General features: G+C 41.3%; 19 protein-coding genes. 10 read left to right on the top strand and 9 right to left on the bottom strand.

Going from position 1 to position 25,359, the window contains the following annotated elements; genetic code table 11:
* Positions 1-225 precede the first annotated feature (225 nt).
* Positions 226-1,149, bottom strand: a complete 924-nt coding sequence (locus LX92_RS02245; RefSeq protein WP_109648636.1) for a nicotinic acid mononucleotide adenyltransferase — start codon at positions 1,147-1,149, stop codon at positions 226-228.
* Between the two features lie 200 nt (positions 1,150-1,349).
* Between LX92_RS02245 and LX92_RS02240 the strand changes: the two genes are divergently transcribed.
* Positions 1,350-2,351, top strand: a complete 1,002-nt coding sequence (locus LX92_RS02240) for an NAD(P)H-dependent glycerol-3-phosphate dehydrogenase (protein WP_109648635.1) — start codon at positions 1,350-1,352, stop codon at positions 2,349-2,351.
* 65 nt (positions 2,352-2,416) lie between these two features.
* Here LX92_RS02240 and pbpC read toward each other — a convergent pair whose 3' ends face one another.
* The 3 genes from pbpC to LX92_RS02225 all read right to left on the bottom strand — a co-directional run bounded on the left by pbpC (position 2,417) and on the right by LX92_RS02225 (position 5,542).
* Entirely contained in the window at positions 2,417-4,795 is a 2,379-nt protein-coding gene (pbpC, locus tag LX92_RS02235) for a penicillin-binding protein 1C (protein ID WP_190263531.1), read from the bottom strand.
* The gene (locus LX92_RS02230; protein WP_109648634.1) at positions 4,779-5,081 is read right to left on the bottom strand and encodes an antibiotic biosynthesis monooxygenase family protein; all 303 of its coding nucleotides are present in this window, start codon (positions 5,079-5,081) and stop codon (positions 4,779-4,781) included. The genes pbpC and LX92_RS02230 overlap by 17 nt, the downstream gene beginning before the upstream one ends.
* Before the next feature lie 104 nt (positions 5,082-5,185).
* On the bottom strand, positions 5,186-5,542 hold the full coding sequence (locus tag LX92_RS02225; protein ID WP_109648633.1) for a hypothetical protein: 357 nt from the start codon (positions 5,540-5,542) through the stop codon (positions 5,186-5,188).
* Positions 5,543-5,682: 140 nt separating this feature from the next.
* Between LX92_RS02225 and LX92_RS02220 the strand changes: the two genes are divergently transcribed.
* Together LX92_RS02220 and LX92_RS02215 are read left to right on the top strand one after the other, a co-directional pair.
* A complete protein-coding gene (locus tag LX92_RS02220) occupies positions 5,683-6,192 on the top strand; it encodes a CvpA family protein (RefSeq protein WP_109648632.1) in 510 nt (169 codons plus the stop codon).
* Positions 6,193-6,600: 408 nt separating this feature from the next.
* On the top strand, positions 6,601-7,053 hold the full coding sequence (locus LX92_RS02215; protein ID WP_109648631.1) for a hypothetical protein: 453 nt from the start codon (positions 6,601-6,603) through the stop codon (positions 7,051-7,053).
* Positions 7,054-7,126: 73 nt separating this feature from the next.
* Here the strand turns inward: LX92_RS02215 and LX92_RS02210 are convergent, their stop codons facing one another.
* Positions 7,127-12,646, bottom strand: a complete 5,520-nt coding sequence (locus LX92_RS02210; protein WP_109648630.1) for an alpha-2-macroglobulin family protein — start codon at positions 12,644-12,646, stop codon at positions 7,127-7,129.
* A 337-nt stretch (positions 12,647-12,983) separates the two neighbouring features.
* On the opposite strand from LX92_RS02210, the gene LX92_RS02205 reads away from it, so the two are divergent.
* From LX92_RS02205 to LX92_RS02180, 6 genes are all read left to right on the top strand, one after another.
* Positions 12,984-13,460: a CAP domain-containing protein gene (locus LX92_RS02205; protein ID WP_109648629.1), complete on the top strand. Its 477-nt coding sequence runs from the start codon at positions 12,984-12,986 to the stop codon at positions 13,458-13,460.
* Between the two features lie 105 nt (positions 13,461-13,565).
* Complete coding sequence (locus tag LX92_RS02200; protein ID WP_109649042.1) at positions 13,566-14,105, top strand: 3-hydroxyanthranilate 3,4-dioxygenase; 540 nt, start codon at positions 13,566-13,568, stop codon at positions 14,103-14,105.
* 3 nt (positions 14,106-14,108) lie between these two features.
* A complete protein-coding gene (locus LX92_RS02195) occupies positions 14,109-14,471 on the top strand; it encodes a DUF1304 domain-containing protein (RefSeq protein ID WP_109648628.1) in 363 nt (120 codons plus the stop codon).
* 102 nt (positions 14,472-14,573) lie between these two features.
* On the top strand, positions 14,574-16,127 hold the full coding sequence (gene amaB / locus LX92_RS02190) for an L-piperidine-6-carboxylate dehydrogenase (protein ID WP_109648627.1): 1,554 nt from the start codon (positions 14,574-14,576) through the stop codon (positions 16,125-16,127).
* Positions 16,128-16,778: 651 nt separating this feature from the next.
* On the top strand, positions 16,779-17,684 hold the full coding sequence (locus LX92_RS02185; RefSeq protein ID WP_109648626.1) for an OmpA family protein: 906 nt from the start codon (positions 16,779-16,781) through the stop codon (positions 17,682-17,684).
* Positions 17,685-17,708: 24 nt separating this feature from the next.
* Positions 17,709-18,281, top strand: a complete 573-nt coding sequence (locus LX92_RS02180) for a hypothetical protein (RefSeq protein WP_109648625.1) — start codon at positions 17,709-17,711, stop codon at positions 18,279-18,281.
* A 50-nt stretch (positions 18,282-18,331) separates the two neighbouring features.
* Here LX92_RS02180 and LX92_RS02175 read toward each other — a convergent pair whose 3' ends face one another.
* The 4 genes from LX92_RS02175 to LX92_RS02160 all read right to left on the bottom strand — a co-directional run bounded on the left by LX92_RS02175 (position 18,332) and on the right by LX92_RS02160 (position 22,392).
* The gene (locus LX92_RS02175) at positions 18,332-19,327 is read right to left on the bottom strand and encodes an acyl-ACP desaturase (RefSeq protein ID WP_109648624.1); all 996 of its coding nucleotides are present in this window, start codon (positions 19,325-19,327) and stop codon (positions 18,332-18,334) included.
* A gap of 61 nt (positions 19,328-19,388) precedes the next feature.
* The gene (locus LX92_RS02170; protein ID WP_109648623.1) at positions 19,389-20,114 is read right to left on the bottom strand and encodes a metallophosphoesterase; all 726 of its coding nucleotides are present in this window, start codon (positions 20,112-20,114) and stop codon (positions 19,389-19,391) included.
* Positions 20,111-21,193: a DNA helicase PriA gene (locus LX92_RS02165; RefSeq protein ID WP_109649041.1), complete on the bottom strand. Its 1,083-nt coding sequence runs from the start codon at positions 21,191-21,193 to the stop codon at positions 20,111-20,113. Before LX92_RS02165 ends, LX92_RS02170 begins: the two co-directional genes overlap by 4 nt.
* A 59-nt stretch (positions 21,194-21,252) precedes the next feature.
* Positions 21,253-22,392 carry an SPFH domain-containing protein gene (locus LX92_RS02160; RefSeq protein ID WP_109648622.1) on the bottom strand — a complete coding sequence of 380 codons (1,140 nt, stop codon included), beginning with the start codon at positions 22,390-22,392 and terminating at the stop codon, positions 21,253-21,255.
* Between the two features lie 288 nt (positions 22,393-22,680).
* On the opposite strand from LX92_RS02160, the gene LX92_RS02155 reads away from it, so the two are divergent.
* A complete protein-coding gene (locus LX92_RS02155) occupies positions 22,681-25,224 on the top strand; it encodes an adenosylcobalamin-dependent ribonucleoside-diphosphate reductase (protein ID WP_109648621.1) in 2,544 nt (847 codons plus the stop codon).
* The last annotated feature ends 135 nt before the right edge of the window (positions 25,225-25,359 follow it).

Genomic DNA, 25,359 nt, shown 5'->3' with positions numbered 1-25,359 from the left:
AGTACATCCTAAACCAATAGACGGGTCAGTCCCAAAAGGCGTGCATGGGTTGATCCAAATGAGAGGGGACCTAGCATTCCATTTGTGTTTAGCTCCTCTTTGTATCCCAAAAAAACGGACAAAAAAACGCCCCAATCGTTTAGATCAGGGCGGTTCTTAACTAAATAACCAACCAAAAAGTCCTTATTTGAACAACGCGTTAACTACACTAAAGCGTTGATTATATTATTCCCTACTTCGTTTTACCTGCATCACAGGGTTTATCGTTTTCTTTCGTTTCTTCCCATCCAAAGTCTTATCGGATTTCAGGTATTGAATGTAACCCCTTCCCTTAAACCTATAAACCGTTCCACTACTGGGGTGATACAACTCAATGGTACTATCATTAATAACGTACAACTCAAAGTAATCATTGCCCATGAAATCATACCCCAACGTTAAAGTTTTAAGCGTTTCATCGTTTTCTACATCATAAACGGTATAAACCCCTTCATAATCCCATTGAAGGTTGTTTATGGCACTACCTACCGGGTCAATGGACGATTTAAAAACATCATCCTGCCCACTCTCAAAAAACTGTAGAAAGTTCTCCCTGTCAAATTCATTCAATGCCCCTACTTCACTGGTATACGTTTTCTCCCATACATCATATTCCTGTAATAAATACTTTATGTTGTCATAAAACACCAAATCGAAATCGAAACGGTTCAACTGATAGCCTCTTAAATAATAGGATGTATTAGAATTGGAATCGTACAATTCCAATGTGTTACCATTGACTGCAAACACATCCAATAGCCAACGCCCATCAACATCATGGTCTATTTCCAAAGTTCCTGGAAAGGCATTAAAATAACCAATTTGGATACCATAGCCATTTCCGGTCTTTCCAAGTCCTGCGATATTATTGTTCGCATATACGTTGCCATTATCAAAGGAAATGGTAAAGGCTCGTTGAAGAAAAGGAACCTCCCCATTTCCTGTAGTCTCATTGATATCGATATACCAAAGGTCAAATGATTGCAATACCTGGGCCGTGTTAAAACCGGATTCCTCTATGAATTCATCCTCAAGTATCACTTCCGTGTAACAAGAAGACATTAAGATTCCTATCAATAATAATCCAAGGTGAAGTTTTATAGCTTTCATATGTTCCACTTTTTAAATATAATATGCCAAATAACCTTTCGGTGCAGAGCGAAAATTATTTCGGCTTATTCCTTTATCTGATTGTGTTTGTTCAACTTACACAGACCAATCACCGTGCCATAAATCACAATTTACTGTATTACAGCTACTTAGATTGTTGTTCTAATTTTATTTACTTTTGGTGTCAATTATAATTTCATATGGAAAAAGATTTGCGATTTGCGGTATTCGGTGGCGGAAGTTGGGCAACGGCTATTGTTAAAATGCTCACTGAAAACCTTCAAAAAATCACATGGTACATGCGTAATGAAGATGCCATAGCCCATATTAAAACCCAAAAACACAATCCCAATTATTTAAGTTCGGTTGAATTCAACACCAATCAATTAAACCTAACCTCCGATCTGAATGCGGCCGTAATGGACAATGATGTACTCATCTTCGCCATACCTTCGGCATTTCTTGATACCGAATTGAAGAAATTGACGGTTTCATTAAAGGATAAAATCATATTTTCCGCGATAAAAGGAATCGTTCCGGAAACAGGTTTGATCGTGGGTGAACACTTTCACAAGATGTACAATATCCCTCTTGAGAACATCGGTGTGCTCACAGGGCCTTGCCATGCTGAAGAAGTGGCCTTGGAACGTCTTTCATACCTTACCATCGCCTGTGCCGACAAGGTCAAAGCCCAATTGGTGGCCAATTCGCTAAAAAGTGACTACATCAAAACCAAGATCTCCGACGATATCATCGGTACGGAGTATGCCGCGATGCTAAAGAATATTTATGCGATCGCTGCGGGTATCTTCCATGGTTTGGGTTATGGGGACAACTTTCAAAGTGTCCTTATGAGCAATAGCATCCGGGAGATGAAACGCTACATTAAACGTGTACACCGAATGAAACGCAATATCAATAATTCTGCCTATCTGGGTGATTTATTGGTCACAGGGTACTCTACATTCAGTCGAAATAGAATGTTCGGGAATATGATTGGAAAAGGCTATACCGTCAAAAGTGCAATGATGGAAATGAGTATGGTTGCCGAAGGTTATTATGCCACCAAAAGCGCCTACAAACAAAAAGCGGATTTTAAAAGTAAGGTACGTACGCCGATTATCGATGCGGTATATGACGTGCTTTATCTTGGCAAAAATGCCAAAAGCACTTTCGCAGCCTTGACCAACAAAATAGACTAAGTTCTTGGGCTTTAACCAGGCCCAAATAAATCGATTTGGAAAGTGCTTGATTCAAAATCAAGTACTCATTTTACCTGAATACTGATTTTAGCCTCGTTCCCGAGTTCATCAATAGCCATTATGGTGTGCTTTCCGGTGGTGGGCAATATGCCCAATTCATGAAAATCATTGGTTTGACCCAGATATTTTTCATCCAAATACCAATAAACCGATGTTTCAGGTTTCGTGTGTGCCAAATTGAGCACCAATTCATTCAAATTACCCTCAAAATTTTTGGTTAAACTTATTTGGGCATTGTTCTTTGGATAAATAAACTCCATGGTAGGCTCCAAGGCGTTTTTACAATTTTCCTTAAAGGGCGGCAAGTTCTTATAGGTAGGATGGCTTTTTTTATAATAGAACGCCATTAAGGGTGGGAGCACGAACCAAGGTTCCCGGTAGGAGCTGGATATATCGGCACAGGAGGAATTAACCCGAAATTGTTTTTGTTGGTCTAAAAGAACCATCCTATGATACTTACAAGCCTCAACATAATTGTTCTTATCCGGAATGGAAATTGTCTTTTTCGGACAATCCTTAGTGGCTAAAAAACCACTATTTCGGCAAACTTCCACCGACACGAATTCATCCAACGGTTTTTCAAACCAATCCGATTTCGGAAGCACATCGAAAACATCAAAAAGTATAGGGGCGGCACTCGAAACCCCGGTAACATTCGGCCTGCCCTCGCCATCGGCATTGCCTACCCAAATACCGACAACATAGTCTTTTGTGGTTCCTATGGCCCATGCATCCTTATTGCCAAAACTCGTCCCTGTTTTCCAAGCTATTTCCTTACTGCTATCGAAAAACTCCCATGATTCATTGCCTTGGGGGCGGTTCACTTCTTTCATAGCCTCAAATGTCAGGTATATACTGCCCGCATCAAAAATGGTTTTTTCGGTGGATTTTCTTCCAAAATCAATCGTATGGCCTTTGATCAAAATCGGATTGGTAAACTCCTGATCAAAATATTCACTCGATGAAGTATTAAAATGATTGATGGTTGACGCCATTGAAGCATAGGTTTTGCAAAGATCCCAAAGATTACTTTCGGCACCTCCCAAAATCAATGTAAGTCCATAGTAATCGGCAGGTTTATCAATACCTTTCATATGGAAGGCATTCAATTGATCTCTAAAACGCTCTAAACCATACTTTTGTAACAATCGAACTGCAGGAATGTTCAGAGAACGCGCCAAAGCCTTTTTCGCTTCAACGGCCCCACTGTAATCCTCATTGAAATTCTCTGGTCTATACCCGGCAATCTGTGTAGGTACATCGGGCACCAACATGTCGGGCAATAATTCCCCGGCATCCATCATCGCAGCATATAATAATGGTTTCAATGTACTTCCTGTGCTTCTAATGGCATGGACCATATCAACATCCTTTTGATGATCCTTATCCGTCGGTGTATTTCCTATATAGGCCAATACTTGTCTGGTATGCACATCCAATACCAATGCTGCGGCATTATGTACCTGGTTTTGTTTTAGATTTTGATAGTGCTTGTTTAAAATAACATTCACATTGGATTGCAGATTTTTATCAATGGTCGAAGTGATCCGTTCGCCTTTATGGCTCCTTGCCAAATAGTGCACGAGATGGGGTGCCAATTTTGGTAGAGGATATGGTTTTCGGGGTAACTTTTCCAACAAGGCCATCTCATAGGTCGTATGGTCCAAAATGCCATTTTCGAACAATTTTCGCAGTAATCGATTTCTTTTTTGAAGCAAGTGTCCTTGATTCTTCCCCGGATAGATAAGACTAGGGGCATTGGGTAAAACCGCTAAAGTAGCCGATTCAGCCCAGGATAATTGATGGGCCTGCAACCCGAAAAAACGCCAAGCGGCCACATCGAGCCCTACGACATTTCCCCCAAAAGGGGCGTGACTTGCATAAAGCCCTATAATTTCTTCCTTGGTATGGCGAAGTTCCAATCGGGTCGCTAGAACCAATTCTATCGCCTTTTCCCAATAGGTGCGTTTTTTCCCTTTTCTGGACAAACGGATTACCTGTTGGGTCAGGGTACTCCCCCCCCGAACAGATTTCCCTGCCTTTATATTCGCTGCCACGGCTTTGGCCATGGATATGGGATTAAAGCCTGGATGCCGATAAAAATAAGCATCCTCGAACTGAATAATACAGGTTTTGAACTTAAATGGCACACTATCAACCTCAGGGAATCGCCACTGCCCATCATCCGCGATCATGGCTCCCAAAAGCTTCCCATTTTTACTTTCGATTACCGTGGCAGTGGGGTCTACAAAAAGATCTTTGGGCAAACAAAAATAATAAGCAAGCAATAGAATCGCGGAAACCAATACTTTTCTGGGATGCTTTTTAACCCATTCCTTAATGACCCCACGTTTAAAAGGAATTATTTTATTGATCAATCCCATATTCCCGTTCTACCAAACAAATTCTGACCTTATACCATGCATACCAATCGGTCCTACCTTTTTCCTGGGCGATTAAATGGTCGGTATTCGATTTCCAATGGGCAATATCCTGCAAGCTCTCCCAATAACTTACAGAGATACCTATTTCATCCCGGGCACTTTCAAAACCTAAAAAACCAGGTTGTTGCCGGGCCAAATCCTCCATTTTCTGGGCCATCGCATCATACCCATGATCTCCACTGGTTCTTTTGCTCGTAAAAATCACGGCATAATAGGGCTTTGTCATATTTCGTTGTTGTCAAGTTGTACGAAGACCCCAATCTATAGGGTTCAGTGGATTCCCATTAACCTAGATCAGGTTCTCAACCTATACCTAGCGTATAATAACCATCAATATATATACTCCCTTTCCAAGAAGTACGATACAATGGCCTCTTTCATAAGAACGGATTGTTCGCCTGCCTTCAATGGTGGTAATTCTTCCTTGATCGTATAATGGGGCCATCCTTCTTCATCAAAATATTCGAATTCATAATAACCATAAGGTTCCAATAAACGACAGATGGCAATATGCATCAGATTCAATTTCTCATCCTTTTTAAAGGTATTTTGGTATTGACCCAATTCTTGTATGCCCACCAAATAAATGATGGCATCCAACTCCAATACATCCCCATCGGCAAACTGATTCGAAAGCTTTTCAACCAATTGCTCCCATCGTTCCTTTAATTGTAGGTCTCTTGACATAGATTTGTTTTCTGGTTCAAAGGTACAAATCAATGTTTTATATTTGTTGATGAAACTTGTTTTGGTATTTATTGACTACCGTTTAAAACAATTGTGTTTCCCCTAGACCACGTTTGGGGTCTCTTTTTAAAACAATCAGGATGGGAGTATTGGATATTATTTTGGGGCTATTATTGGTTTACGGACTTTATAAAGGTTTTATAAACGGTCTATTTGTTGAAATCGCATCAATCATCGCATTGGTTGCCGGACTGTATGGCGCCATACATTTCTCATATATAGCAGGGGATTACCTATCTTCAAACATGGAGTGGAATGAACGCTATATGAACATTACCGCGTTTATCATCACTTTTATCATCATTGTCATTATAGTGCACCTCGCTGGAAAATTCCTGACCAAAATCGCTGATTTTGCCATGTTGGGACTGCTGAACAAATTGGCAGGGGCTATTTTTGGCGCCTTAAAAGTAGCTGTGATCATTGGTGCTCTTTTGGTATTCTTTGAACGTGCCAACTCCTCGGTTAATCTGGTGAAAAACGAAACGTTGGAAGAATCCGTACTCTATGAACCCGTAAAGGAAATAGGTGCCTTGGTCTTCTCCAAGGTCTTGAAGGAAAAGGATGAAAATGAATCCCAAGAAGAATAGGGCGGTTTTACTTTAAATATAACCGGGTCAAATATTCCTCCCTAAAAGGCCACAACAACCATGTTTAGATACCATCAATTTAGAGGAAACTAAACCCCTATACTTACAAACCTTATTCAAACCAAGGGAATAGTCTGTGAATAATAGTGTTTTCCTTGCCCCGCTATCCGCTTTATTGAAGTAAATTGTCGCTAAGCCATATCTTTTAACCGCTCGGTCGGGTCATCCAGCAACCATGACCTTGATCTACGTTAAGGCCCTAAATATTGAATGGCATTTAATTTACGAATGATTGCAGAACACCAATTAATACAGTTTAGGGAATTTAATGGCTATTTAACGATTTAAAACCTTTGGTTAAATCAGATTGTATTCTTTTGTAAGTGTTAACGAGGTAATGATGACGCATTGAAAAAATTAAAAGATACTCCATATTATTACAGGGCAATTCACGAAATCAACTATAGTTTCGGTGATTTTTACCTATTTGACACTTTTGTTGTTGGAGAAATCCATGATAATGTTCATGTTTCTTGGAAAGAACACGGAAAAATGATTGCCGAGGAGTTGTCTAATTTATATGATAATAACGGTAAGGATATCATCTACATTTCGAATAGGGTGAACGACTATTCCTTGGTGCCTACCGACTGGAAGATATTTTTTAAATTGAGTTATAACCTTAAAGCGTACGGAATCATAAGCCATACAAAGACAGGTTATTTTAATGCCATGCTTGAAAGAATGTTCGTAAACACAAAGTCACGCTGGTTCAACTCCTTGGAGGATTCCATAATCTGGGTCGATAAAATTTCGAACACCGAAGTTTTAAAATCCAGGATAAAAAGGGTTTCCCTTTGATCCAACCGCACCTATCCTTTTAATTTTTTAGACCCTTTACGGCATCCCCATTCCGAGCACATTCATTCCTTCATTATTGTACCACCTCGACCCATCTACCCTTGGTCCTTACAGCATAATCATTGTCATACATGGCCTCTGCCTGTACCCCTGGTAAATAATAGGTTCCCAAATAAGAGGCATTCAATAACACCCTGAAGGTTTTTGTTTCATTCTTATTGAGATCAAAATAGAAATTAGCCCTATCGTCCCGTATATCGGTATAGTCTACTTGGTTTTGTTCAAACGCTCCAAAATCGGTAAATCGTGTATTTACAATTTCCCATCCACTTGGGAAAATTTGTGTCAAAGCCACATTTTCAATCTTATTTCCCGTGGTATTGGTCAAGGTAACCTCAGCCACAAAATCAGTGCCCTGCATGATTCTCGAAATATCGATACGCGAACCATCCCTTCCTTTAAATACCGAACTAACCTTAAGGTTTCGCTGAAATTCCCGGTCCTCACCTACCGGTAGTTTCCCATTATTCACAATTGAAACATACAGAGTGTTCTGATCCAAATTTGATATCACAATACGATTGCTTCCTTCTTTGATTTTCAATTCATGTTCTGCCAAGGTCTTAGCCGTATTCACATCTGTTATCGCACCATTCACCGTTAATTTGGCCTTGACGCCTTTGCCTCCTACCATACCAGCGAATTTAGCCATTGCCAATAGACTATAAGCGGTGCTTTGCGTACTCATCCATTGTTTTTTCCCCAATCGTTGGGCTACGGTTTTGGCCAATTCCCTTGCCTTGGATTTATCGTTGAGCAATACATATGTTTCCAAAGCCATAGCCCTATTTCTACTTTCGGAACCAAACGTATAATAGTCGTATTCATCATTCGTGAAATCCATATTGGTTTCGGATAGTACCTCTTCCGCAACCCGCTTTTGACCGATTAAGGCATAGGTAGCGGCTAGGCGGTATTTTGATTCGTTGGAAAGCCCACGGGTCTCCCTTAAACGGTTCATTGAAGCTACATCGGGATTCCCGGATAAAGCAAGGGTATACAAACGATAGGCCTGAGCCAAATCAGAATTCCCCGAACCACTTCTCCATTGTTTCGCAATCTGTTGTTGGTAACTTACCCAGCTCGATTTAAACCCAATAGGCAGCACATAGCCTTTACTTTCCGCCTCGATCAAGAAATGTCCGGCAAAGGAAGTACCCCAATCGTTGACCCTACCCTGTCCTGGCCAATAGGGGAATCCCCCATTAGGCAATTGATAGCCTCCCAATCGCTGAATGGCACTTTCCACGTGCATTTGCACTTGGCTTTTACGATTGGTATCCAGATCAAAGATATCCGACAAGAACAGTTGGGGAAAAGCAGCCGAAGTGGTCTGTTCTACGCAACCATGGGGATATCGAATCAAATATTTCATACGCCCATTGAAATTCATCGGTGGTATGGTCGAAAATTCTACTTGGGCCGAATTGCTTCCTGCAATTCCAAAAGTTTGAAGATCCAATGTTTGACTGCCTTGGGCATCAAGTACCAAATCCTGTACCGTAGAGGTCATCGGATTGGGATTGACCACATCGATCGGAATTTCAAATGAAGCCTTTTCCCCATTGCCCGTAGCTTCTATCCTCACTTTTCCTATCCCCTTAAAATCGGACACATTTAACTTAAAATAGACCATTTTCTCATCGGGTTGGGCAAACGAAATGGTTTGGGAAGCCGCTCCCTCAATGGTGAACGCCTGATCCCCTTTGATGGAAACGGTAACATTACGCACCTTTTTTTCCATCGCAAAAACCGTTATCGGAAGGGTTACTTTTTCACCTTGTGTTATTTTTCGGGGCAAAGAAGCCAATACCATCAATGGCTTTCGAACCGGAGTGGTCTTCGCTACACTGCCATAAGCCCCATTGGTATTTTCCCCTGCGACGATCATGGTTCGGACCGACCCTACATATTTTGGAATTTTAATCTTATGTGACCTGGTTTGACCTTCTTTAAGTTCAAAAGGCCCCAAATGAACGACCATAGGCTCAAACCTGTTTGCTTTTTTGTTCTTGGCCCCCGCCAATTCACTATCACCCCCTATAGCAAACACTTGGTCTATGCGACCGCCGAAAGCGCCAATGACATCATCATAGACATCCCATGTTTTTACCCCTAGGGCTTCATGGGCATAAAATGTATCCCATGGGTTAGGGGTTTTAAAACGGGTAAGGTCCAATAACCCTTCATCCACGATGGCAACACTATAGGTCATTGCTTTTTTGTTCGCCTCACTTACTTTTAATGTGATGCCCTCCTCTGGTCGCAACACGTCGGGCATTGCAATAACAGGCTCTAATTTGGTAGTAGGATTCTCTATCGAAAGGGGTATTAGGCCGTACAATCGAAGCGGGGAATCATTCAGGGTTGAAGCATGCGGTTGCAATAATGAAATATGGATAAATACGTTTGGCGTATAAAGATCCTTTATGGGCAATTCGAATTGTGTCTCTCCCTTGGTGGTTTCAACCCAGAGCGACTCTAGGACTTCACTGCCATTTTCAATGGTAACCAGGGCTCTTCCCCCTTCGGAACTAGGGAAAGTCACTTTGGCCTTTTCCCCTACATTATAAACTTCCTTATCCGCGGAAAAAACCAACATGGTAGCCGCTGAAGGATCATTTTTCCTGGATTTTCCGGCCCAACCTGGCCAGTCGATATAAATCGTCTTTCCGGTTGCATGGCCTCCGTTGACATCCTCTACACGCACTAAATAGCGACCCCAATTGGGATATTTCAATTCAAAATCAAAGGTGGCAATCCCTTTGGCATTAGTGCTTATTGTTTTATCAAAAACCTTCTCACGGTAATTACTACTACTAAAATTGCTAAGATTATCCGCAGAAGTATCCCACCACCATCTCCAATTAATTTTATGGATGGTCACCTTAAGGTTTTTTGCGGCTTTCGGATTTCCTTGTTCATCAACCGATACCACTTCAAAATGATGCTTGGTATCTGTCAGTAACATCCCCCTGTTTTTATCCCCTTTGGGGGTATTCAATCCAATGTAGGTTTCATATGGGGAATACGGTTTTACAAATACATCGGTACTGAAATCACCACCATTTTCATACACCTTTGTTATAAAAGCGGCATTGAGCATTCCTGGTGCCCTATTCGATAATTGGACATTCATACTGAAATCCACCTTGCCCTCTGCATTCAATCTCCCATCAAAAACACGTTGTTCTTCCGAAGAAAAGGTTCTTGTTGGGTCATCAAAAACATAACCTGGAAAGGATTTAAAACTTGTGTTCTGTGCATTGAACTTAGCCGTAACATCTGTTTTAAGATTCTTGGCAATAGCCCCATGGAGCCACTTCACTTCCAAATTGCCCGAAATTGGTTTGGCACTGGAGAGCACCTCCTCCTTGAATGTAGTCTTTATCTTTAACCTATTGGGTTTAATGGTCTCAATCTTAATAGACTTCGTAAAGGTGGCCCCGCCAACCGACACTTTTGCCAACCAGTTGCCCGTCGGTGCATTTTCATCGGTCTTGATCGTAAAATGATAAAAATTGTTCAGGCCGGAAGTTCGGACCTCACGTAAGACCACTTTATTGTAGGGGTCCAATAACTCAAGTTTTACCGGATGATTGTCAGGTAATTTATTCGCATTATCATTCAATAAAAACGAAAGAAAGATTTGATCCCCTGGACGCCATACTCCACGTTCCCCAAAAATAAAACCTTTAATGCCTTTCTGCAGTTGTACCCCCGCTACGTTGAATTTACTCACCGACAGGGAATTTCCATCGTTGAGTTTAACATAGGTTTTCTGTCCATTTTTCTCAATAATGGCAAAATAAGCCAGCTTTTCGGCATCGAAAATAGATGTACCATCAGCATCGGTAACGACATTACCCAAGGGCTGTTGTTGAAAATTATAGAAGGTAACCTTTGCCCCGGGAACAGGGTTGGTGTTTAAAATATCATTGACAGCCACAAAATAACTGTTATTCACTCCCTTTTTTACCGTAACACCAAGATCACTGGCCAAAACATTGATGCCGACATTTTTATTGTAGTAATAGGACGTATGGCATGGATTGTCCCGCTCGTTCCAATCATAGTTATAATAGTAATCCTCATAATAGGTTTCTATACCATCCCAGGAACTATCTTCCTCTGCCTCATCAAAATCCTCGACTGTTTCCGAATCAGAACCGAAATTGGTAGTGCTGCATTCATAAGAACTGTATGAGGGTTTAATATTGAACTCTACCCTATAAATCGCACCTGGATCGGGTGTTATCAAAGTTTTAAGATCCAACGCATGTGCCGTCCATTTGTCATTGGTATTTGATAAATGGGTTTGTAGATTGATTTTCTTTCTGACAATGGGACGGGCTACCGATCGCAAGTTATTAGTGCCGTCAATGGAATTCCCCTGAAGGAATTGAAGGACATTGTTTTCGTAGATCTTCAAAACAGATATGTCAACAGCTTTAAGATTTACCGTTTCGAAATTTATCTTTAGGTTGTTCGATGATGGTAAAATTGTTCCATTGCCCAACAACCGTATTTCGGGTTTAATCTGTTCAAAGGCCACGCGCTCCTCAAATTTGGACATGAGCTTATACCCATCGGCACTTTGGATCCCGTCAAAAACCTCTAGTAATGCCGTTCCTTTTATTTCTTGGTTGGGATAGACCCTTAAAACATTGCCATCTACGACCAACCTTGGATTGGAGGCTCCTTCCAAAACCACCAAGCCCTTTAAATTTTGACCTTTTTTTATGGGGTCGGAAAAATTGACCAAAACCAATTGATCTTCTCCGGTTTGTACCAAGGCTTCCAAAACCGTAAAGTTGTTCTTACCAGGAATCTTTATGGTATTCTTGCCCGAGCTTTCGATATTTTTTTTTGTTCCGTCCCAGACAACTTCCAGCGATGAGTCCTCTTCAAATCGCTGTATGCTGTCGATCTTAAAAAAGAACTGCGTGCCTTCCGCAACTGCACCTTCAAATTTGAGCTTTATATCCTTCCCGTTTTGCCTTACCGATATGAGCTCTTTCAATTCCTGTAAAGGCATGATATCAGAACTTCGCACATGACCGGTTATGTACTGAAAGTCTTTGGAATAGGACTGCAATGGCTCCGTGTAAACATTAAATTGTTGCTTTTGTGTTTTTACGCCGAAAACCATGGTCTTCAGTTCTTTTGGCACTTCGCCTATAATATCCTTCAACGCCAAGGTAAATGTGTAATCCGTATCCTGATCAAAACCTTCTTCGGGAACAAAAGCTATTGTCCTATTGTTCAAGGCCACCACCTTTCCTTTCACCTTGGGGTTTACCATAAGGAGACTATTGTCCAATCCATCACCATTTTCCCAAGATCCAACAGCTTGGTTCAACACCACGCGAACATCACTTTTCGCGGAAATAATACCATGGGTTACCTCGGATATATAAGATTGGTATTTACTAAGATCATCGAATTGTTCAATGGAAGATTCCTTTTTAGAGGTACATCCAACAAGTAGCATTGAAAGAAGTGCCAAACGTACTAAATGGGCAAATTTCATAAAATGGATATTTACCATAAAAGTAATAGGGATTTTACAAAATCCAATCCCAAAAGAATAAAATTAGAGCTTAAAACACCATTCATGAAAAAGAGTGAAGATTCCTTCCCATACGGATCCTATTTGATTACAAATTGATAAAAAATAGGCTCAATCGATAACATATCCCAAAAAGTAGGTTGCAGTTCATCGAAAAAAAACATCTTCTAGTAGGTTGTTACCACAAAATTTTCTATCATTACAGCAGTTGAGACACCCCATTCAACTTTAGAACACGAGACCCCAATTCTCCACCTACTTATAAAAGAACACACCTACTTACAATTTAGAACATTGTATGAAAATGAGATTGTCACAAGCATTCCTCATTATATCTGTTTTAATTCTAAATTCTTGTTCACAAGAATCATTGGATGATACAGATATTATCGAGGCAAAGAATGCCATTGAAGTAGAGAATGACCTTTTGGATATCGTTAATGGCCACAGGCTGTCCATGGGCTATTCGTCTATGGAATTCAGTGCCATTGCCTATGAGTACGCCAACAAACACAACGATCACATGATAGCCACCGGTAGTCTTAGCCACGATGGTTTTAGTTCTAGGGCCTCAAGCATCTCTTCCGAGGTCAATGCCGAAATGGTTGCCGAAAATGTTGCCAAGGACTATGCTTCGGCGTATGAGGCATTCGAAAAATGGTTGGCCAGTGCTGAACATAAAAAAACCATGGAAGGTAATTTTACACATACAGCAGTTAGCGTTAAAAAAGATAATGATGGCCATTTATACTTTACGCAGCTCTTCTATCGGTAAAAGATAGCCTAAAGTCCGATTTTCTTTTCTTACATTTGAATTACTGGCTTGTATAAGTTTGGTGCGAAAACCAACGGGCAAGTTATTAATATTCAAATTTCAATTATGGCTATTTCACCCCCTTTTAATCTATTAAAGTGGATCGAACAAAATCGGGATTTACTAAAACCACCCATAGGGAATAAGAATCTGTATAAGGAATCAGGTGATTATATTGTAATGATCGTTGCCGGACCAAATGCCCGTAAAGATTACCATTATAATGAAACCGAAGAACTTTTCTTCCAATTGGAAGGCAATATAGAAGTCCATATTCAAGAAAATGGACAAAAAAAAACCATGAAGCTTGGACCGGGCGACATGTATCTACACCCAGCGAAAGTACCACATTCCCCTGTTCGGCATGAAGGGTCGATAGGATTGGTCATTGAACGTAAAAGGGCCAATATGGACGTTGATGATGGCTTACTATGGTTCTGTGACAATTGCAACCACAAATTATACGAGGCATACTTTACCTTGAACGATATAGAAAAGGATTTTTTGGCACACTTTAAACACTTTTACGGCTCCAAGGAATTACGCACCTGTGATAATTGTGGTACGGTAATGCCCGTTGATGAACGTTTTACTTCAGAGGATTAAACCATGGGAACAGCCATAGACATTCTTGTAGGACTGGTCGCTATATTGCACCTCTATTTCCTTTGGTTCGAAATGTTTGCCTGGACAACACGGGGTAAGCGGATCTTTAAGAATTTTCCGCCGGAACTATTCGAGCCTACAAAACCCCTAGCAGCCAATCAAGGGTTATATAATGGCTTTCTGGCAGCTGGACTCCTATGGACCTTTTTTATCACAGATCCCGTATGGAAATCAAATATTGCCCTATTCTTTTTAGGTTGCGTAGCGGTTGCCGGTATTTACGGGGCAATGACAGCGGATAAGAAAATATTCCTTTTCCAGGCAGCACCTGCGATTATAACAATAATCCTGCTCTTGGTCAAATAGTTTCCGTAAGCCCTTTATATTAAAAACCTGCCCAATGACAAACCTCATGATTATTCGTAGCTTTGTCATATATTTAACAATTCGTGGTTAAAAAGTTATATTATGTCAAAAATAGCAATGGAATTCGGCATCAACGATGCCCTTAAAAAATTGGGCATCCAGGATATCAATCTAGGTACCTCTACGGGCTCAAACAATTTTGGATCCGGTGAGGCAATTGCCTCTTATTCACCGGTAGACGGCGCGCTTATCGGAAAAGTAAAAAGCACCACAAAAACCGACTATGAGCAAGCCATGGTTACCGCCACCCAAGCATTTAAGCCTTGGCGAAAAATGCCTGCCCCCCAACGGGGTGAGGTTGTTAGGCAATTTGGCAACAAGCTACGTGAACTTAAAGAACCCCTAGGTAAATTGGTTTCCTATGAAATGGGAAAAAGCTACCAAGAGGGTTTAGGTGAGGTTCAGGAAATGATCGATATCTGTGATTTTGCAGTCGGACTGTCAAGGCAACTCCACGGGTTGACCATGCACTCCGAACGTCCCGGCCACCGTATGTATGAGCAGTACCATCCTTTAGGGGTGGTCGGTATAATCTCAGCCTTCAATTTTCCGGTTGCCGTATGGGCCTGGAATACTGCCTTGGCTTGGGTATGTGGCGACGTATGTATCTGGAAGCCTTCAGAAAAAACACCATTATGCGGTATTGCATGTCAACATATAGCAGCTTCGGTACTTAAAGCCAATGGGCTTCCCGAAGGTATCTCATGCCTGATCAACGGTGATTATAAAGTTGGGGAAATGATGACCCAAGATCCGCGTATACCCTTGATCTCTGCAACGGGATCCATAAGAATGGGTAAGATCGTAGCGCAAGCGGTAGCAGCCCGATTAGGTAAATCATTACTTGAGCTTGGTGGAAACAATGCCATTATCGTAACTCCTGACGCCGACATCAAAATGACCGTAATCGGTGCTGTCTTTGGGGCTGTGGGTACTGCAGGACAACGGTGTACCTCAACACGTAGATTGATCATACATGAATCGATGTACGAGACCGTGAAAGAAGCACTCGTGAAAGCTTACAGCCAATTACGGATTGGAAACCCCTTGGATGAAAAGAATCACGTAGGACCTTTAATCGATACCGATGCTGTTGCCAATTATCAAAGTGCCTTAACCAAGGTTGTGGAAGAGGGTGGTAAATTAATTGTTGAGGGAGGGGTTTTAGAAGGAGCGGGCTATGAAAGTGGATGCTATGTAAAACCAGCCATTGCCGAGGCTAATAATGATTTCGAAATAGTACAGCATGAAACTTTTGCCCCCGTCTTGTATCTGCTTAAATATTCAGGGGATGTCAATAATGCCATAGAAATACAAAACGGGGTGGTTCAAGGTTTATCTTCAGCCATAATGACCAATAATTTGCGTGAAGCGGAAAATTTCCTGTCCTGTGCGGGTAGCGACTGTGGTATCGCTAATGTGAATATTGGCACTTCAGGAGCTGAAATCGGAGGCGCCTTTGGGGGCGAAAAAGAAACTGGTGGAGGACGTGAATCGGGTTCCGATGCATGGAAAGTATACATGCGGAGACAAACCAATACCATAAATTACACCACCGAACTACCTTTGGCCCAAGGGATTAAATTTGATTTATAGTACATAAAAAACCCGCTGACCGTTCAAAGAATCCGTCTTGCCATAGGTGAGACCGTCCCAAAATCGTCAGCGGGTTTTAATAACCAACTAAACTAACTAACCCAAATTATAAAGAAATAAATAAAAGTTACACTGTTCCGATCATCACCTTATAGCTCAGGACTCCAAGTTGTTGCTTTTATGCGGCTCCACTTTCCAACTACCTTCAAGCAAAGCCTGGGTACCAAGGACAACTACCATACAACAAAAGGTGATAATGTTTTTTATTCTTGCTTTCATAATGATGTGTTCTAACATTACTGAATAATTAAATATACCAGTTCAATTACTGGAAATCAAGTTTTTATGTACAAGTGGTTGGGACTTTTGTATGGATGTCATGTTTGACCCTTTTTTTGGCATTCCTTGTATAAATCGGACCCCTATCGCGATGCCGGAACTTTGCCGGAAGGAGTGGGGTTTAATCCTGATATATTGGCACAACTTGTAAATTATAGCCACCTATGATCGGAACATCCGCATGGATGCAATAGGCATGGTCAGGAAAACCCGATTCTACCTTGTTGATTTTGAGGATTTAGTGTCCGCTTTATAAAAAATTTTAAGATTTTTTTAATACATTGTAAACTAAACACTAAATCATTATAAACAATGACAAAAAAAACTACAAACCTACTCGGGATAATCATTACTATTCTGGCGGGGACGTATTTTTACATTACCTGTTGCAGTGAATGTGGGATGTCGTCCAAAAAAGAACCCGACAAAGAAGTAATGGCCCCGGTAGCCGATGAGGCCACGTCCTATCCGTTTGCTTTTAGCGAAGATGAATTTGCGTACAGTGCAAACAACAACTTTAACTTCAATCCATCTTCCTCGACCATCCTTTTGCCGGTCACCCAAGATATTGAAGACGGTATAGGCCGTTTGAACTCCTTCCTGACCGAAAATTCGAATAAGGTGGTGGATGTCACCGGATATTATAAAAGCGATGAGGAAAATGACTCTGCCTTCCCCAATTTAGGATTGGCACGTGCCAATGCGGTAAAGAATTATTTTGTCTCCAAGGGCATTCCTTCCCGGTTAATAAACATCTATGGCACCTTAAAGAACGAACTTGTTCCTAAGGGAAATATCTATTTGGGACCGTTAGGATACAATCTGACTGAAAGGCCCGAAGATGCCGATGACAAATTGAAAGCGTTATACAACCGTATCAATAGCAACCCATTAACACTTAAGTTCAATACTGCCGAGGCTTCCATAAACCTCTCATCGGAACAGCGTCAAAAATTCGCCGATATCTCTACCTATCTAGATAAGGTAGAAGGTGCTACGGCAAATGTGGTGGGCCATACAGACAATACCGGTCAGAGGGCAACCAACATCGCATTAGGTCAAGAAAGGGCTGATTTCGCTAAAGCCTATATGATGCGCAACGGAATTTCCGAAAGTAAAATAAACGCCACTTCAAAAGGCCCGGATGAACCATTGGTCAGCAATGCAACCGAAGAAGGAAAAGCACAGAACAGACGAACAGTAATTACTTTAAATTAAATCACTAACCTAAAATATAAAAAAATGGATTTTTCAACGATGAATATTTGGTGCTGGTTAATTCCACTATTGGTGGGCTTACTATGTGCCTATTTCGGATACCTTATTGGAAAGGGCAATACCAAGACGATAGACAATTCCCAGGATTTGAAACTATTGCAGGACAAAAATGTGAAACTTAAAGCAGATTTGGATGCCTGTAAAGGGAAATTATCGGCCGGGGCCGCAATGGCCGCAGCTGGTGGGGCTGTAGCCGCTGCCTCTTTAACCTCTGAACCCGCAAAAGAAAAGGAAATTCCTTTTGATGCGGCTGCCGCTAAAGCCGCCATGGGGAAAGTCATTAAGAAAGATGATTTAAAAGTTGTCGAAGGCATAGGCCCAAAAATATCCGGAATGTTCAATGATGCGGGCATCAAAACATGGAAAGCCCTTTCTGAGACCGCAGTTTCGGATTGTCAAAAAATCCTTAATGGTGGCGGTGACCGCTATAAGGTTCACGATCCCGCCTCATGGCCCATGCAAGCTAGAATGTGTTACGAAGGTAAATGGAAGGAACTCGCCAAGTGGCAAGATGAACACGACCATGGAAAACTATAAACTGTAATTCAACAAAAAGCCCTGATACAATTATCAGGGCTTTTTTTATGCTATAATGTTCCGTTGGCCTCAACCCATTTAAAATGGTATTGATCCTCAGGAAATGACATCCTTTCCGAAATACGCTGTAATCTATTTGGTAATTTCATCAAATAATCACGGGCCTTTTCAGCCTCGTCATTAAGATTCCTAACAGCGTCCAATTGCCAATACGAATTCAATTTGCTAAGAATATCAATATAATCCTGTGCCGTATAAACCCCTAGGCGTTGTGCACAATTGGAGAAATTCTCAAAGGCGGTACCTATACTCCCTCCGGATTCACGCAAAAAATGTGCGGGCATAACAATTTTTTTCTTCATCATATCGGCAAAAGCCAACATCATTCCTGAGGGATCTTCCCCGAAAATATGTTTTACAAACTCACGATACGCCAAATGATGACGCATTTCGTCCCCCGCAATAATGGTACACATCTTACCCAAAAGGGCATTACCCTTCTTTTTAGCCATTTGTCCGACCCGTTTATGCGATATGTTCGTCGCCAATTCCTGAAATGAGGTATAGACAAAATTCTTATAGGGATCCCTATCGGTACCGATATCGAAACCATCGGCAATCAAATGCTGTGTGGTAATTTCCACTTCACGCATATTAACGCGCCCAGACAGATACAAATACTTGTTCAGGACGTCACCATGGCGATTTTCTTCTGCGGTCCACGCGCGCACCCATTTAGACCAACCATTTTCTTTTCCATCATGTTGGTTTACCCCCTCAACATCCATCAACCATGCCTCATAGGTAGGTAAGGCCTCCTCCGTAATGGTGTCGGCTACCATGGTTACCCAAAAGTCGTATCCCAATTCCTTGGATTCTTCACGCAATTGCTCAATATCATTCAAAAAACTATCACTTTTAGGGTCCGGAAGAAAATCAGATGGTTGCCAAATATCATCGATGGGAATTAAAAATGAGTCCATAAACTCCCCCACTTTAGGCTCAATTGCCTGCATTACCTCTAATCTTATATTCTTCTTTACCATATTTTCTTTTTTATTAATGTACAATTATATCAATAATATTTAGATAAAGTTGTCCTAAATTTTAGTTCCTGCCCTTTTCATTGGGGAAAAAAGTATGTACTGGATCACTTTGCCAGACCTCTTTGGTGTGTGCATCAATGATTGACAAAGGTCCATCGAAAGCCGCTCCCGTATCAATATTCCAAACATTGGCCGCCTTTTGGGGTGTGGTTTCCCCTATGCGTGTTACCGGGGTATGGCCAATGAATATTTCATCGTAGTGCATTAACCTTTTCGGATAGTAAGGGTGGTCTTTATCCAATAAGGGATTCAAACAAAGTGCCAATTCCCATAAGGTCCTATCCCAATAAAAGGTTTTTGTGAAATATTCATGTTCGACCCCTTTGATATTTGTAAAACCTGCATGAAGGAACATGCGGTTATTCGAATCCAAGTGATAGTTGACCAATCGATTGAAAAACCCGATATGCGCATCTATAGTCGATGTATTGGCCTTGGCATAGGATGCTACGCTTGATGCCCCTCCGTGTTGCAACCAAACAGGATTGTCTTCCCCCGTTTGAATCCAATTCAAACAAAGTTCGTCATGGTTTCCCCTTATGAAAACACAATCATGGGTCTGTTCCAAGCCGATTAAAAAATCAATTGTTTCTACGGCAGTACTCCACCCATCGACGTAATCCCCTAAAAAAATCAATCTATCGGTACGCGAAATCTTGGCTCGGGACAATACCTGTTCGAGCGCTTTTAATCCGGAATGAATATCACCTATTACTAAAGTCCTCATTGTGCAAAAATCGCAATAAGTGCTATTATTACAAGAATAAATAGCACTAAAAAGAAAATTTTCCAGAACGAATAGGGTCTTGTTCCACTCAAAACCCCTGTTTGCCCATTGATATAAAAAAGAAATTCCTTTCCGTTATATCGGTACGAACTAATATACACAGGAAGCAATATGTGCTTAAAAGTCTCATCGGACAACTTAATATCGGCATGGTTGATGCGTTGGGTGTCCCCACCGATATCCCTCCGGATCCAACTATATGCAGTTTCCTTGGCTTTTTGGAAAGATTGATGATGGCCTTCTTTCAACGAAATCGTGTATTTTTCGGTAACAAAACCTGCCAAATATTTTGAATTGAATGCAACCAATTCCTTCAAATTCCAATAGGCGATCTTACCGGGAATTTCCCTTCGTTTTTTTTCTGAGGCATTTATGAGAATATCATCTACAAAACCATTTACCGTACCAGATGCCGATGACCATCTTGTCTTTCGAACCTGTCGGGTCTGCATCCCATTTTTGGTTCTAATCCTTTGTGTTTCGTAATAATAATCCCCTCGTTTTCCTTGATAGTCCGCAAAAAGGTTCGCATCAAAGGTCCAATAAGGAAGATATAACCCACGCATACCTTCCGGATCTAAGGCAGCCCGCTTTAGATTATTGGGTGCAAACCAGATTTGACCCACCCATTTCTTAAAGATCGATCGGGCTTTTTTGGTGTCCAATTGAAAAGGCACCAATGCCCCGGGGAGGATCCAACCTTCTTTCTCTATATCCTCACGAATCAAAGGTTCGCCACAATAGACACATTGGAGGGACTTATAATTTTCCTCGACATGTTGGTTTGCCCCACAGTTTTTGCAGTGCAGCAGATCTATGGTTTCCGTATAGGCATTTTCCCCGACTACCTTAAGATAGTGCTCAAGTTCAAGCTCCTCAAAACTGCTTTTGGCCTGTTCAATAAACTCCTCATAACCACAATACTCACAGGTAAGCTGATGCGAACCTGGTTTGAATTTAAGTTCCGCACCACAATTGGCACAGGATTTATTAACTTCGGAATTAAGGGTTTTTTCCATAAACAAATGTTGCATTTTCCACAAATATGTGGAAATTCAATAAATAGCTATATGGCTGTTTAAACGGTTGGTAATGGCGGTGGGGTATTACCTCCCAAGAACACCTTCAATTCCTCAACATCCTTTAAGGCGACCCAATCGGCCATACCCTGTTTCCAAATAAGGGTATCCCTATTGATTGTCCTACTGGCAAAAAGTTCCTTTAATTTATCAAAAGTAACCGGACCGCCCTGTTGTCCGTTTACGGCATAGTGGTACAAAACCTGTGTAGGCATTGGCGGCGGCACTGCAGCCACTTGCTGGGGTTGACCCCCAAAAGGTTGCTGTGATGTTGGTTGACCCATCATGCTGCCCATCTGTTGGGCCAACACAAATCCCATACCCATGCCCATACCGGCTCCTGCCGTACCCCCTTCGTTCTTGGCGGCGGCCTCCATAGCCTTGGCGGCCTTAAATTGTGAAAGTTTGGTCATATCAAGTTTATCCAACCTACTATACTCAAAGATTTCTTTTTTGAGCTCTTCAGGCATGGAAACGTTCTCTATATAGAATTTCTCCAATTCAATACCCACACGGCCAAATTCGGGCTGCATCACATCCTGACAGGTTTCAGAAAGCTCACTGGTGTTGGCGGCATACAACTCAATGGGCAAATTGGCCTCACCCACAGTGTCGGTAAAACGGGTGACAATTAAACTTTTCAGGTGCTCATTAACCTCGTAATTGGTAAAATTACCATCGGTACCAACGACATCGACCACAAATTTACCCGGATCGTTGATTCTAAAACTATAGGTTCCAAACGCCCTGATCTCGACCAAACCAAAACGCTCATCGCTGAGGATAAAGGGATTTTTGGTACCCCATTTCTCATCTGTAAACAATCGGGTATTCACAAAATACACCTCGGCTTTGAATGGACTGTCAAATCCGTATTTCCATCCTTTTAACGTTGTTAAAATGGGAAGGTTCTTCGTACTCAAAGTATATGTGCCGGGTGTAAAGACATCGGCCAATTGCCCTTCATTTACAAAAACCGCCGTTTGACCTTCGCGAACAATTAGCTTCGCATTATTCTTTATTTCATTCTGATATCTTTCAAATCGATGTACGATCGTATCGTTTGTAGCATCCATCCATTCGATGATATCGATAAATTCGTGACTTAGTTTGTTTTTTATTTCATCAAATAAGCTCATGTTGTCAGTGTTTTTATTTTGTTAAAAGATAAGGAATTCTTTATATGTTCCAAAGCCGAAAACACAATAAATATTTGAAAATAACAGTGTTTTGTCCAATGCCAAAAAATAAAGAAAATTAAATAAATTTGTTAACTTTTTTTTGTTGATAAATTTTTATTTTGCTGTTTTACAGGGTTTTAACCACTTTTTCTTGTACACTTTATGATATCTGTCATAATTCGATTCTTTTCTTTTTACATACTTTTACACTTTCTTTCTAAGCACTTAAAACCATATTATTCACAAATGCAATTAAAAACAGTCCAGTCCAGTAGGAAAACTTTTTCCCAAGAAGAAGCCTACCAATCCAGCTTGGCCTATTTCAAAGGCGATGACCTAGCAGCCCAAGTATGGGTAAACAAATATGCCCTAAAAGATTCCGAAGGGAATATCTACGAACTTAATCCTGACGATATGCACCGCAGAATCGCCAAGGAAATAAGTCGTATTGAAAAAAAATATCCAAATCCCCTCTCTGAAAAGGAGGTTTATGATTTAATCAAGAATTTTAAGTACATAGTTCCGCAAGGTAGCCCCATGGCCGGCATTGGCAATCCTTATCAAATCGCTTCCTTATCCAATTGTTTTGTGATCGGAAACGAAGGAAATTCCGATTCCTATGGCGGAATCATGAAAATTGACCAAGAGCAAGTACAATTAATGAAACGTCGTGGTGGGGTTGGTCATGACCTTTCGCACATCAGACCCAAGGGATCAGCCGTTAAGAATTCTGCCTTGACCTCAACCGGACTTGTCCCTTTTATGGAGCGATACTCCAATTCGACAAGGGAAGTGGCCCAAGATGGCCGAAGGGGGGCCTTAATGCTATCGGTTTCCATCAATCATCCCGATGCAGAGGATTTTATCGATGCCAAGATGGAACAAGGCAAGGTAACCGGTGCCAATGTTTCGGTAAGGATCGATGATGACTTCATGAAAGCTGTTGCCAATAACACGACTTATACGCAAAAATTCCCCATTCAAAGTAGTGAGCCAAGATTCACAAAAGAAATCGAGGCCAATAAATTATGGAGTAAGATTGTTCACAATGCGTGGAAATCAGCAGAACCCGGAATTCTCTTCTGGGATACGATCATTAATGAATCGGTACCTGACTGCTATGCGGATTTAGGATATAAAACGGTGTCTACCAATCCATGTGGGGAAATTCCTTTATGCCCCTATGATTCCTGTAGGTTATTGGCCATAAACCTGTTCTCTTATGTAGATCAACCCTTTACAAAAAAAGCCACCTTCAATACCGCCCTCTTCAAAAAACATGTTGCAGCCGCACAACGCATCATGGATGATATCATCGATCTTGAATTGGAAAAAGTTGATGGTATATTGGCCAAAATAGCTGAAGATCCTGAATTGGATGAAACCAAGGCTGTTGAAGTACGGTTATGGGAAAAAATCAAGGAAAAAGCCATTAATGGCCGTAGGACCGGGATTGGCATTACTGCCGAAGGTGATATGTTGGCTGCCTTGGGTATGCGCTATGGTAGTGAAGAGGCCAACACCTTCTCTGTTGAAGTACACAAAACAATCGCCATTGAAGCCTATAGGGCCTCCGTGCATGGCGCTAAGGAACGAGGTGCTTTTGAGCTTTTTGACGCAGAAAGGGAGAAGAACAATCCTTTCATTCTACGCCTTAAGGAAGCCGATGAGAAATTATATTATGAAATGTTGGAATACGGCCGTCGTAATATAGCCCTATTGACCATCGCCCCTACGGGGACAACAAGTTTAATGACCCAAACCTCCTCGGGTATAGAACCTGTTTTTCTTCCGGTTTACAAACGAAGAAGAAAAGTCAACCCCAATGACAAGAATTCAAAGGTCACTTTTATTGATGAGGTTGGTGATTCTTGGGAAGAATATGTGGTATTCCACCATAGGTTCAAGGAATGGATGGAAGCCAATGACATCGACACCTCTAAATCATACAGTCAGGCCGAACTCGATAAAATCGTGAAGAAATCACCTTACTACAAAGCAACTTCAAATGATGTTGATTGGTTGAGTAAGGTACGTTTGCAAGGTGCCGTGCAAAAGTGGGTAGACCACTCTATCAGTGTTACCATCAATTTACCCAATGACGCACCTGAGGAATTGGTAGGTAAATTATATTTGGAAGCCTGGAAAGCAGGTTGTAAGGGTGTTACGGTTTACCGTGATGGTTCCCGATCGGGAGTATTGATTTCCAATGAACCGGAAACCGAGGAAACCCTCACCCCATTCCCTACAAAACGTCCCCAAGTGCTGGAAGCCGATGTTGTCCGCTTCCAGAACAATAAGGAAAAATGGATAGCCTTTATTGGACTCATCGACGGCAAACCCTATGAAATCTTTACCGGTTTGGCCGATGACGAAGATGGCATCTTGATTCCTCGTTGGGTTGAAGACGGATTGATCATCAAAAACAGAAAAGAAGACGGTTCTTCCAGATACGATTTTCAATATCAGAACAAAAGAGGGTACAAGACCACTATTGAAGGACTTTCACATAAATTCAATCCAGAGTTCTGGAATTATGCCAAATTGATTTCCAGCACCCTACGTCATGGAATGCCTATTGAAAAAATCGTTGATTTGATCAATAGCCTACAATTGGAGGGTGAATCAATAAATACTTGGAAAAATGGTGTGACCCGAGCTTTAAAACGTTTTGTTGAAGACGGCACTATGGCAAAAGGGCAAAAATGTGACAATTGTAAATCAACCAATTTGGTTTATCAAGAAGGATGCCTAACCTGTACGGATTGTGGCTCCTCTAAATGTGGCTAAACCTCAAACATAGCCAAAAGGATACATAGAAGTCCCAAAAAACCGCAATGCCCATTTAAGGTCATTGCGGTTTTTCTATTGAATTTCATTTTCAATGGCGAAAAAACAAAACGCAATTCTGGGAAAGGGCCGTAA

The organism is Maribacter polysiphoniae (genome assembly GCF_003148665.1).
Classification (GTDB): domain Bacteria; phylum Bacteroidota; class Bacteroidia; order Flavobacteriales; family Flavobacteriaceae; genus Maribacter_A; species Maribacter_A polysiphoniae.
This window is presented reverse-complemented; position numbering and strand designations above follow the sequence as displayed.

What these genes read in the sequence shown, in the direction of transcription:
- amaB (WP_109648627.1), top strand. Translation starts at nt 14,574, where the DNA reads ATGTCAAAAATAGCAATGGAATTCGGCATCAACGATGCCCTTAAAAAA.
- LX92_RS02220 (WP_109648632.1), top strand. Translation starts at nt 5,683, where the DNA reads ATGGGAGTATTGGATATTATTTTGGGGCTATTATTGGTTTACGGACTT.
- LX92_RS02225 (WP_109648633.1), bottom strand. Translation starts at nt 5,542, where the DNA reads ATGTCAAGAGACCTACAATTAAAGGAACGATGGGAGCAATTGGTTGAA.
- pbpC (WP_190263531.1), bottom strand. Translation starts at nt 4,795, where the DNA reads ATGGGATTGATCAATAAAATAATTCCTTTTAAACGTGGGGTCATTAAG.
- LX92_RS02210 (WP_109648630.1), bottom strand. Translation starts at nt 12,646, where the DNA reads ATGAAATTTGCCCATTTAGTACGTTTGGCACTTCTTTCAATGCTACTT.
- LX92_RS02165 (WP_109649041.1), bottom strand. Translation starts at nt 21,193, where the DNA reads ATGGAAAAAACCCTTAATTCCGAAGTTAATAAATCCTGTGCCAATTGT.
- LX92_RS02185 (WP_109648626.1), top strand. Translation starts at nt 16,779, where the DNA reads ATGACAAAAAAAACTACAAACCTACTCGGGATAATCATTACTATTCTG.
- LX92_RS02175 (WP_109648624.1), bottom strand. Translation starts at nt 19,327, where the DNA reads ATGGTAAAGAAGAATATAAGATTAGAGGTAATGCAGGCAATTGAGCCT.
- LX92_RS02245 (WP_109648636.1), bottom strand. Translation starts at nt 1,149, where the DNA reads ATGAAAGCTATAAAACTTCACCTTGGATTATTATTGATAGGAATCTTA.
- LX92_RS02195 (WP_109648628.1), top strand. Translation starts at nt 14,109, where the DNA reads ATGGGAACAGCCATAGACATTCTTGTAGGACTGGTCGCTATATTGCAC.
- LX92_RS02160 (WP_109648622.1), bottom strand. Translation starts at nt 22,392, where the DNA reads ATGAGCTTATTTGATGAAATAAAAAACAAACTAAGTCACGAATTTATC.
- LX92_RS02200 (WP_109649042.1), top strand. Translation starts at nt 13,566, where the DNA reads ATGGCTATTTCACCCCCTTTTAATCTATTAAAGTGGATCGAACAAAAT.
- LX92_RS02205 (WP_109648629.1), top strand. Translation starts at nt 12,984, where the DNA reads ATGAAAATGAGATTGTCACAAGCATTCCTCATTATATCTGTTTTAATT.
- LX92_RS02180 (WP_109648625.1), top strand. Translation starts at nt 17,709, where the DNA reads ATGGATTTTTCAACGATGAATATTTGGTGCTGGTTAATTCCACTATTG.
- LX92_RS02230 (WP_109648634.1), bottom strand. Translation starts at nt 5,081, where the DNA reads ATGACAAAGCCCTATTATGCCGTGATTTTTACGAGCAAAAGAACCAGT.
- LX92_RS02240 (WP_109648635.1), top strand. Translation starts at nt 1,350, where the DNA reads ATGGAAAAAGATTTGCGATTTGCGGTATTCGGTGGCGGAAGTTGGGCA.
- LX92_RS02170 (WP_109648623.1), bottom strand. Translation starts at nt 20,114, where the DNA reads ATGAGGACTTTAGTAATAGGTGATATTCATTCCGGATTAAAAGCGCTC.
- LX92_RS02155 (WP_109648621.1), top strand. Translation starts at nt 22,681, where the DNA reads ATGCAATTAAAAACAGTCCAGTCCAGTAGGAAAACTTTTTCCCAAGAA.